The organism is Rhizobacter sp. (assembly GCA_021153565.1).
In the GTDB taxonomy this organism is placed as follows: Bacteria; Pseudomonadota; Gammaproteobacteria; order Burkholderiales; family Burkholderiaceae_C; genus Albitalea.
The window spans coordinates 1-11,486 of record JAJKJU010000360.1 but is presented as its reverse complement, the minus strand read 5'-3'; the positions used below and the strand labels follow the sequence as shown (position 1 = coordinate 11,486).

Sequence of the window (11,486 nt, the reverse complement as noted above, 5' to 3'; positions counted from 1 at the left end):
CGACCGCGATGCAGGCGCCGCGCACACAACATGAATAACGTTTCCGTCCGCTGCCTCCTTGCCCCGCTGCTAGCGTGCAGTGTGCTGTTCGTCGCCGCATCGGCATTCGCACAGACCGTCGCTGGCAACGAGGGTGCGCAACGCGTGTTGCAGCAATTGACCCGCGGTGCCAGTGCGCGGCAGGCCATCGATGCACTGCGGGGCCTGCAAGTGCCGGCCGCCAGTGCCGATGCCGGCCGAGGCGCCGACGCGCGCCAGCTCGATCAGGCCCAGCAGCAACTGCAGGCCGCGCTGCAGGCATACGCAGACCGGGGCGGGGCGCTTACCCAGTTGGCGGGGCGCTACGACGTGTGGCGGGCGGCAGCACAAGTCGTGCAGATCAAGTTCACGGCTGAAGGCGAGCGGCTCAAGCAGTCGTCCGATGGCGCGGCATACATTGGCCGTCACGAAAAGGCGCAGTCGCAGGTGCTGGCTGCTTTCGCGCGAGTGCAGGCCTTGCTGGACCCGCTGTTCGTACCGAACACCCAAATCGATGCATCGCGCGCCAAGACGGCCGCAACCCAGGCGCTGGCATTGCTTCGCCGCCAGCAGACGCGTCCGGCCGAGGCACCCATCCTGCGCGCCCAGGCCGTGCCGTTCGGTGGCCTGAGCCTTGCGCCCCGCCAGCCCGTGTTGACGCCGGCCCTCGTGCCGACTTACGAAACCAAGACCGAAACCGCCTCGACCGCCGAAGACAACGCCGCAACCGCACAGGCCCCGCTGACCGACGAGGTCATTGCCAAGGCCAAGGCGCTCGGCAATGACTATGTCCGCATCTACGAATTCGTGCGCAACACCACGCGCAACGAGTGGTATGCCGGCTCCGTCAAGGGGGCTGTCGGTGCACTGCGCAGCGGCGCCGGCAATGACGTCGACCAAGCGAGCCTGTTGACCGCATTGCTGCGGGCCGCAGGCCTGAACACCCGCTACGTGCAGGGCGTTGTCGAGGTGCCGCTCGAACGGCTGGCGTCCGAACTGGGCCTGCCAACGGCCGACGCGGCCTTCGTGCCCGCCGCCCTGACCAAGGCGGGCCTCGCCTACAGCCCGGTCGTGCGTGCCGGCCGCGTGGCCGCCGTGCAGCTTGCCCGCACCTGGGTCAGTGCCTACGTGCCCTACACCAACTACCGCGGCGCGCTGGTTGACGCCTCCGGCAAGACCTGGATTCCCCTCGACCCCTTCTACAAGACGGTCAGCTTCAAGCCCTCATCGGGCCTCTTCGGGCGCAGCTTCACCGCTGCCGCTTTGAGCACTGAATACCAATCGCACACCAGCCTCGTGCCCTTCGGCGAGTTTCTGCGTCTGAAGACGGCGAGCGCGCTCAACGCTAGCGGCAGCACCGGCACCTGGGACAGCCAGCGCAACAGCTCGGCAAACGACACGCTGCAGCTCGACATCCTGCCCAACAGCCTGCCCTATGCTGTGACGGCAGTCACCCGCGAAGCGGCCGACCTGCCGGCCTCAGAACTCGCTACCGTTCGCATCCGCCTCTACCAGGGCAGCCATGCGACCGACCCGGTCGTGCTTGACAAGACCCTGCCGATGGCCGATGCCGTGAACTCACGCGTCACGCTGTCGTACGGCCCGGCCAGCCTCGAAGACCACCGGGTTTCGTTGCTGTACGGCGGCATGGATGCGGTGCCGCTCTACCTGATTGGCCTGCGCGGCCAGCTCAAGCTTGGTGGCGATGTTGCAGCCGCCGCGACCGACCGGGTCGAACCCGGCGCGAGCCTGCGGCTCAGCATCGAGCTGAGTGGCCCGTGGGGTGTGCAAGAGGTCGACCAGACCGTGGTTGCCGGGGCCTACCACGCACTGGTAATCGCCAATGACCCTCCGCGCCCGGAAACTGCTGCCGCTTCAGACGGTGAATACCTCGGCGCACGCCTGCTCGATGGCTTGGGCGTGTTCTACGCCAAGCAATGGAACGACGCCGACCGTGACATCGCCGGCTGGCTAGATACAGGCGTTGTGCGCCCCGTGCCGGCCGTCACACTGGCCAGCACCACCGTGCGCCCCTCGCTGGTTGCCGGTGTGCCGGTCACTCTCGAATGGACAGGTGTCAGCATCGACGCCGCGTTGCGCCCGGTCGATGCCGTGGGCGCAAGCGCGAGCGACTTCCTCACACTGTCGGCACTGGCCGGCTCGTCGCTCGAACAATACGTGTTCAATGACCAGTTCTCGGTCGACGCCATCTCTGCCGACCGCGGCGTGCAGCTCGCAAACGAGCAAGGCATTCGTGTCCTCGACCTGGCCAGCGCCAACCTCGGCGCGCTTGACGCCACCGATCACAGCGATTCCGTGAAAGCCGCAGTGCGCGACCTGGTTCGCCAGGGGCACAACGTGCGCATCCCCGAACGCCAGCTCACTGTGAACGCCTGGACCGGCTCCGTGTGGCAGGCCTTCAAAGGCGGGCGGGCAGGGTTCTTCATCTCGGGCGGCCTCGCTGGCGGCGAAACCGTGATCCCGCCGGAGCTCTGGACGCTCGGCTTCCTGGCCGATGCTTTTGCCGCCATGCAGACCGAAGAGGCCAACAACGACCCGCGCTCGGGTGTCAAAGTCAGCAAAGTCGGTGCGGGTGACGGGCAGCGTGGCACCGTGGGCCAGGCCTTGACAGCACCCTACGCCGTGCAGGTCTTCGACAAGCTCGGGCGTCCCGTCAAAGGCGCGCAAGTCACGTTCACCGTGATCACTGGCGACGCCAAGCTTGCCGGCGGCAACTCGTCGATCACCTTGCCGACCAACGTGCTCGGCATGGCCTCGACAAGCGCCACGCTCGGCCAGAGCACCGGCATCAATTCCGTTTGGATCATGCGCAACCCGGGTGATGAATTCGCCACCCAGGTCGGCTGGGTCAACGTTGATGCCTACGTCGACAGCGCCGCGGGCACGCTGCAGCCGCCCGAACCCTTCAGCGCACTCGCACTGCCCGACGTGCTGGCCGACCTCAAGCCCAAGAGCGACCCCGCCACCGCCGGCTGGCCGTCTGATACGGCCGACGTCCTGAGCCTGGGCACGATTGACCAATACGCCAACCCGATCGCCAACGTCAGCGTCAATTTCTCCATCAATTCCACTCCCTCATGCCCTGCCGATGGTCCCCCGGGCAACTTCAAGCCAGGCGCCCTGTGGGATGCCTCTGTCAGCGCCAAGGCGTGCGCCAGCGGCAGGGTGCTGGGCCAATGCGGCAGTCAAAGCCTGTCGCTGAAGACAGCGTCCAACGGTGTCGTCTTCGCCGGCGTCGTCTTGAGCAACGAACTCGGTGGTACCAACCGGGTGAGCGCCAGCGCCAACGGCGTGTCACGCCAGTTCACCTACACCAACAACGGCGCGTGCGTGGCGTCGACCAGCGCGGTCACCTATTACGGCTACCTCGGCACCTCAGGCGGTGAGGCTGACGGCGAGGGCAACACCCTCACGGCCGCCAGCCCGGGCCAGGCCTACCCCGGCCCATTCCAGGTGTCTCTCTACCGGTCGGAGTACCCCTACTTCTTCGACTCCAACGGCAAGGTGCGATTCCAGCCCTACCTCAATTGGGTGCCGGCCTCCGGCAACATCGATTCAGTCAACGTTTCAAATGGGGGCTCGGCGGCAATCAGCTCCAGTTCGTTCACCGTGCGTACCGGCGCGGCGCCAGGGCGCAACACCAGCACCGTCAGCGCGAGTGTCACCGTCACCGGTATTGAAAACACGTTGTCCGGGCCACAGACATTTTCTCGCCCTGTCAGCGCCAGCACAGCCGGCGGCACCGTCTTCGGCGTCAAGCCGACGATCACCGCCGTGGTCTCGCGCAACGTACAGGCGGGCGCAGACCCGAACAAGATTCACCTCGATGGCAGCGGCAAGAGCCTGTACCCGATCGAAGTCCAGTACAAGGTCGAGCCGGCCGACTACAGAAACTCCTCCAACGCTTGGATCGCCAACGTGCTCAAAGACGGCGCGTGGGCAGGCTATGCCGCGGGCGACAGCCCCATCGACACCGGCAAGGCGCTGCTGCCGCGCTCGCTGACCTTCCAGCCAAACCAGCACCAGTACCAGGCGCAGTTGGTCACCAAGCACACGATCACCCAGCTTGAGAGTGCCAAGTTCGACCTCCCGCTGCGGCAAAAGCTGATTGCCGACATGCACGCCAGCGGAGCCTCGCGCTACGTTGACGAGGTGAACAAGCGGGTGTGCGACCGCCCCGGTACGGTGGCCTTCATGCTCACGCAAGACGCACTGGCCAGCGTCACTTACCAGGCGTTGGGCGCCGACGACGTACCGCTCGGCTTGCCCCAAGAGTTGGTGGCCGAAAAAGCCTTCCCTATCGGTGTCAACGAAGTCGGATTCGACGCCGCCAAGCTGGGCAGCGGCAGCTTCCAGATCGTCGTCAAGGCCAAAGCCGCCGCCGATCCCTCACTGACCGACGAAGCCAGCCACAACATCGAAGTGCACTACCGGCTGTCCAACGCCTTGCCGGTGGGCCAGATCCTCGTCAAAGGCGTCAACGCCCGCAACGGCATCCTCACCTACCAGACCCCACGCCTGAGCCTGCCCGGGCGTGGCAACCCGCTCGACTTCGTTGCCTCCTACTCCTCGGCGGCAGCCGGCGAGTTGTCCAGCACCGGCGCCAACTGGACGCACAACCACGACCTGGGCCTCAGCATCAACAGCTGCGGCGAAGTGTCCGTCAGCGCCGGCGACTCCGGCTCCGTGCGCTTCTTCCCCAAGCCTGACGGCAGCATGGCCCCCGACAAGGGCTACCACGGCACCCTCATCGCCAACCGGGCCGACAACACCTGGGACTTCTTCAGCAAAGACGGCACCACCTACCACTACAAATACTTCAACCGGCGCGTGCAATGGAAGCTCGTGCAGGTGAGCGACCGCAACGGCAACACCCAGACCTACGAATACGACACCAACGCCTTCCCCGACCCGCTGCTGAGCAAGGTTCAGCGCAGCGACGGGCGCAGCCTGAGCTTCACCTACCAAAGCCGCAACATCCTGCGCCCCGGCAAGGCCTCAGCCGGCCAGAGCAGCGTGCTCACCCGCGTCGAAGCCAGCGGCGATCAAAAGGTCGAACTCGACTACGACACCACCGGCAACCTCATCTCGCACGCCGTCAACGGCCGCACGAGCAGCTTCGCCTATTCCACCGATGCCGTGGCCGTGGCCGACCGCTACCGCCTGCTCACTGCCACCGACGCCAAGGGTGACAAAACCCAATACACCTACGGCCTGCACCCCATCCAGGTGCGCGGCGCCGACTTCACCCTCTGGCTCGACCACCTGACCGTCTCCGACGTGACCACCCCGCTGGGTGGCACCATGAGCCTGGCCATCGACACCACCGCGTGGCTCAGCTCCAAGGTCACCAACGTTCCTGGCGGCACTACCAGCTACACCTTCAACGCCTACGGCAATCCGCTGAGCATCATCGACACCGCCGGCACCACCAGCATGACCTGGGCCGACGCCGATGTGCTCATGACCACCAAAGCCGATGGCCGAGGCGTCACCACCAGCTTCGACTACGACACCGAAGGCAACGTCACCCGAGAGAGCGTGGCCGGCAAATCGACCAGCTACACCTACGAGATCCAGACCAGCGCGCCCTACAGCAAATCGCGCCTCACCAGCCGCACCGACCGCAACGGCAACAGCTATACCTTCCAGCTCGACGCCAAAGGCAACGTCAGCGCCGAGCAACTGCCCATCGGCAGCGTGACCCACACCTACGCCGGCAACGGCGACCGGCTGTCCAGCACCGACGCCAACGGCCACACCACCCGCTACGACTACGACCCCTACGGCAACATGTCCGCGAGCACCAGCCCGGTGGGAGCGCGCACCGAGACCCCGCGCGACAGCCGCGGGCGTGTCAGCGAATCCACCGACGGCAACGGCAACCGCACCCGCTTCCAGTACGACGGCCAAGACAACCTCATCCAGCGGACCAACGCCGCCGGCGGCGTACGCACCAGCAGCTACGACACCGTGGGCAACAAGCTCACCGAGACCGACGAAGGCGGGCGCACCACCACTTGGTCATACTCAAAGGGCAGCCTGGTCGACACCATCACCTTGAGCGGCCCCGGCGGCAGCGCCAGCCGCCAGTTCAGCTACGACGGCGCGGGCAACAAGCTCAGCGAGACCGACTGGAAAGGCAACACCACCCGCTACAGCTACGACGACGCCCTGCGCCTCAAGACCCGCACCGAGCCACTGGGCAAGCTCACCACCTACGCCTACGACGCGGTAGGCAACCTCACCAGCGAGACCACGGCCGATCGGGTCACCACCCACGAGTACGACGAGCTGAGCCGCCGCACCAAGACCACCGACGCCGAAGGCAAGGCCTGGGGCAACGAATACGACGCCAACGGCAACCGCACCGCCACGATCGACCCGCTTGGTCGGCGCACTGAGATGGCCTACGACGCGATGGACCGCCTCAGCGCCGTCAACCAGCCGCTCGGGCGCAGCACCACCTACGGCTACGACACCGCTGGCAACAAGACCCGCGACACCGACCCCAACGGCAACGTCACCCAGAACGCCTACGATGCCGCCAACCGCCTGGTGACCATCACCCGGCCCGACGGCAACACCCAGGCCTTCGTCTACGACAACGCCAACAACCTCACGCGCCAGACCGACGCGGGCGGCGGCATCTCGCAGTTCACCTACGACGCCCTCAACCGCAAGCTCACCGCCCGCGATCCCGAAGGCGGCACCACCAGCTACGGCTACGACCCCCTGGGCAACCTGACCCACGAGACCTGGGCCAACGGCAACCCCTTGAGACACGGCTACGACCTCTTCAACCGCCGCACCTCCAGCACCGACGCGCTGGGCGCCCTCGGCAGCTGGGAATACGACAACGCCGGCAACCTGACGGCCGAGACCGACGGCAACGGCAACCGCAGCACCCACAGCTACAACGCGCTCAACCAGCGCACCGGCAGCAGCCTGCCCGGCGGGCGCAGCCCGGTGTACCTGCCCGACCTGTTCGGCAACGTACTCGAAGCCACTGACGCGCGCGGCAACAAGACCACCACCCGCTACGACAAGCTCAACCGCGCCACCAAGGTCATCTTCGCCGACGGCGGCGTGATCGACACCGTCTACGACGCGGCCGGCAACAAGACCTCGCAAACCGACGCGCTCGGCCACCCGACCCGCTTCGTGCCGGACGCGCTCAACCGCATCACCACCGTCACCGACGCCCTGGGCGGCCAAGTCCAGAGCAGCTACGACCCCGTAGGCAACCTGCTCACCCAGACCGACAAGCGCGGCACGCTCAGCGAGCACCGCTACGACGCACTGAACCGCCGCGTGGGCAGCAGCAAGGCCGGCATCGAACTCGAGGCGCTCACCTACACGCCGCTGGGCCAGGTCGACACCCACACCGACGCCAACGGCAACCGCACCCGCTTCAGCTACGACAAGCGCGGCCTGCAAACCAGCCAGAGCGCCCCCGAAGGCGCCACCACGCTGAGCCAGCGCGACGCCATGGGCGACGTGGTGCAGAGCACCGACCCCGAAGGCCGCATCAGCAGCGTGGCCTACGACGCCCGCCGCCGCCCGACCCACAGCACCAACCCGGCCGGCGAACCAACCCAGTTCGAATACGACCTCAACAACCACAAGACCGCGCAGCAGCGCCCCAGCGGCGCGCGCACGAGCTACGTCTACGACAACCGCAACTGGCTCACCGCGGTGGCCGAGCCGCTGGCGCGCACGGCCCAGTACGACCGCGACGCCAACGGCAACCTGACGCGCTTCACCGATGCGGGCGGCCACGCCACGGCCTACGGCTACGACAAGCTCAACCGCCGGGCCAGCGTCACCTACCCGGGCGGGGCCACCGAGAGCTTCAACTACGACCTGGCCGGCAACCTGACGCAGCACATCGACGCCAACGGCGTGGCCATCACTCGCGTGTTCGATGGGCTCAACCGCGAGATCAGCAAGAGCTACAGCGCCAGCGTCGATGGCCTGGCGAGCATTGCCACGGTGTACGACGCCAACGGCAACCCGATCACGGTCAGCGAGAGCTACAGCGCGGGTGCCGGTGCCGGCGCACGGGTCTCGACGTACACCTACGACGCCTTCGACCGCCAGCTCAGTGTGCAAGACGGCTTCGGTGCGCAGATGGCCTATGCCTACGACCCGGCCGGCAACCGCAAGACCCTGGCCACGCAAGACGCCAAGGTGACCCGCTACGGCTACGATGGGCTGAACCGCCTGACGGGGCTGAGCAGCCCGGCCGGCAGCGTGCAATACCGCTACGACCGCAGCGGCCTCACGCTGGCGCAGACCTGGGGCAACGGCACCGGCACCAGCAGCAGCTACGACGCCGCCAGCCGGCCCCTGCGCATCGCGCTGAGCAAGGGTGCCACGCCGCTAAACCTGACCGAGTACCGCTACGACCTCAATGGAAACCGCACCGAGGAACGCATCAACCGCCCGGGCGGCGCGCAGCTCACCAGCTATGCCTACGACGCCGCCGATCGGCTGACCGGCACCAAGCGGGTGGAGGGCGCGAATGCGGTCGATACGGGCTGGGCCTACGACGCGGCCGACAACCGGCTGAGCGAGACGGTGGTGAGCAGCGGATCAAGCCCGAGCAGCATCACCCGCAGCTACACCTACGACGCACGCAACCAGCTCACGCAGATCGCCGACAGCGCCGCGGGCACGACCACGCTGAGCTACGACCTGCAAGGCAACCTGACGCAAAAGCTCAACGGCAGCGACACCACCGCCTTCGTGTGGAACGCGCGCGACCACCTTGCCAGCGTGAGCCGGAACGGCACCGTGCTCGGGCGCTACAGCACCGACCACACCGGCCTGCGCGTGAGCAAAGAGGCCTTGAACCCGCTGCAGCCCGGCGCACCGCCGCGGGTGCTCAGAACCCAGTGGGACGAAGAGAACGCGGTGCAAGACCGCGATACAGCCGGCACCGTGATCGCACGCTACGACTTCGCCGAGGGCCGGCCGGTGGCGCTGTGGAGCGCCGAAGACGGCAACCAGCTGCTGCACGCCGATGCGCTGGGCTCCATCGTGGCCACCACCGCCGCCGACGGCAGCGTCAAGAGCGAGACGCTGTACGACGCCTGGGGCAACCCGACCACCACGACGGGCTCAAGCGCCAACAAGTTCGCCTACACCGGGCACCAGGCCGACGCCGAGAGCGGGCTGTACTACTTCAAGGCGCGCTACTACGACCCGAGCATCGGGCGCTTCATCAGCCAGGATCCCGCCGAGGGGCAGGATGAGCGGCCCGACAGCTATCAGAAGTACTTGTATGCCTATGGGAATCCGCTGTTCTACACGGACCCGACCGGGCGGTATTCGTGGAGCGAGTTCGGTGTTGACGTAGCCGGTGGACTGGCTGGTGCGGGGCTGGGCGTGGCAATGACCGCCGTGGCGGTGGTTGAAGTCGCAGGTGATGCCGCTGCAGCCACGCACGGAGACCTTGGTGCAGCGATGCGCACGGCGCAACGTGCACAAGCGCTGGGTCACGCGGTGATGAATCCGCGCGAGACCGCTGCACGCATCAAGCAAGGCGTCAACGAAGCACTCGACGGAGCAAGCCGGGAAGAAGCAGACGGCAACGTCTTCACCGCTGCGATCGTGCGGGGCAAGTTGGCCGCCGATGTTGTGCTGGCCATCGATGGTGGCGTCGGCCTGGTACGGGGTGGGGTGGCACTGACCGCAAAAGCGGCTGCCGCGGCAAGTGCACGTACGGCGACGAAGGTGGTCGCAGAAGCTGAAGCTGGAGCCGCGCAAGCAGCAACGCGTGGCACACGCACGGCCGAATCCACAGGCACCACCGTGACCGAAGCCACCGTGCCCAAGCAGACAGGGCGGATCACAGTGGAGGGCGAGGGTGGCCCAGGGGTTGATTCGGCGCCTGGCAAGACGGTGACCTCGGCCGAGGCCAAGGCTTCGCCGGAGGTGAGCGCACCCAAGGTCGATGCATCGCGCGCCGCGCAAGGTGAGACTGCGCCTAGCTATGCGGTTGACAAGCCGATGTTCGGCAACGGGGGTGCTTCGTCGTTGACGCGGCGGCAGTACGTTGAGGCGAATTTGCGCGAGAGTGCTGCTGCGCGTGAAAGTTCTAGCAACGGATTCGAGACTCACGCTGCCAACGAACGGATCGTGCGGGAAAGTGGGGGTGGAAATACGTCCAGCTCGCCAAATACTCAAACCGGCGCAGGATATGGTGTCAATGATTCCCCGGTGCGTATTGCAGGGCGTTGGTCGAAACAAGACATCTTTAATGCATTGATGGGGCGCACGCCGAAGGGCCTTGCGAGCCCAGACTTGCATCACGCTGATCAGATGCCTGGTTCAGCGATTCACGAAGTAGTACCGAATCAACATCGAGGCAATAAGGCACTTCATCCCAACGGCAATCGGAATCAAGGGGTAACGGCAGAGATGCGCAAAGCAGACAAGGAACTTCACTGGTGGTACAGGGCTCGAGAGCAGGGAGCCGATACCATCTATCCGGACCTGATTTATGACAAATAGCGAGCGCGTCATGGACCTTACTGAGTTCTCTGTAGTCGTCGAAGATGCTCGTGCGAAGCATTTGCATTGGTTCGCGGGGGCGGAGCGTTTGGCTCAGGCGGGGGAGATTGAATCCGCAGAAAAAGCACTGGGCCTTCGTCTGCATGAGACATATCGCGCTTTCCTGCGGAATTTCGGTGGTGGGTACTTCGGTTTCACCAATGTGTTTTCCGTCGTTCCGGGCAGCGAGTGGAACGTTGTAGATCGCCAGACTAAGCACGAAATCCCAAGAGATTTCCTCAGTGTGAGTGACGATGAGACTGGGGGCCTCTACGGATTCAGAGTGAATTCGGATCGTATGTGTGCACCGGAGATTTACTATCTCTACCTGAGTGGAGCGGAAGAGCAGCTGGAGAGGAAGTTTGACTCCCTGTTTGATTTCGTTGTAGCTACGGGTTTGAAGAGACCACTTTAGACGCTCGTGCCCCTCGCCCAGTGATCGGGCAATGCGAAAAGGCCGCCTGAAATCTGCCGCGCGTCTTCCCTTGGCGGCCAGGCTGCTTGATGCTGGGGCCGTGCAGGGTGTCAGCCTGCCACAGCTGGTTGGCAAACTGCATGGCAAAGGACAGCCGGTGCTTCTGGACGGATTCGGTCTCCAGCAATTGGTGCTTGTGCACCATGGTAAAACGTGGAGGGTGCCAGTTGAGAGCGAACAAACAAGCCGCGTTGCAGCAACACCCTGTACAGCACGCTCTTGGGGGTGATGCCGCTCTTGTTCAGGGACAGCGTGGGCAGCACCTCATGCAGGGCTTCGGCCAGCTGGTTCACCTGCACTTTGCGGTAGGCTGTTGCGCACCTCACTGCCGTCGTAGCCTTACCGAATTATTCGTCGTCCGATTTTGGCAAGGTGGCGGCTGTTTTTTCACATTGGCGTCATAGGATTTCGT

The 11,486-nt window shown here is 65.4% G+C and carries 2 protein-coding genes; both read left to right on the top strand.

Features of this window, described 5'->3' with window-relative positions; all coding sequences use genetic code 11:
• Positions 1 to 30: 30 nt before the first annotated feature.
• Positions 31 to 10,560: an RHS repeat-associated core domain-containing protein gene (locus tag AC30NL_RS22195; RefSeq protein ID WP_489466154.1), complete on the top strand. Its 10,530-nt coding sequence runs from the start codon at positions 31 to 33 to the stop codon at positions 10,558 to 10,560.
• A 10-nt stretch (positions 10,561 to 10,570) separates the two neighbouring features.
• Positions 10,571 to 11,014: an SMI1/KNR4 family protein gene (locus AC30NL_RS22190; protein ID WP_489466153.1), complete on the top strand. Its 444-nt coding sequence runs from the start codon at positions 10,571 to 10,573 to the stop codon at positions 11,012 to 11,014.
• Positions 11,015 to 11,486: the final 472 nt, after the last annotated feature.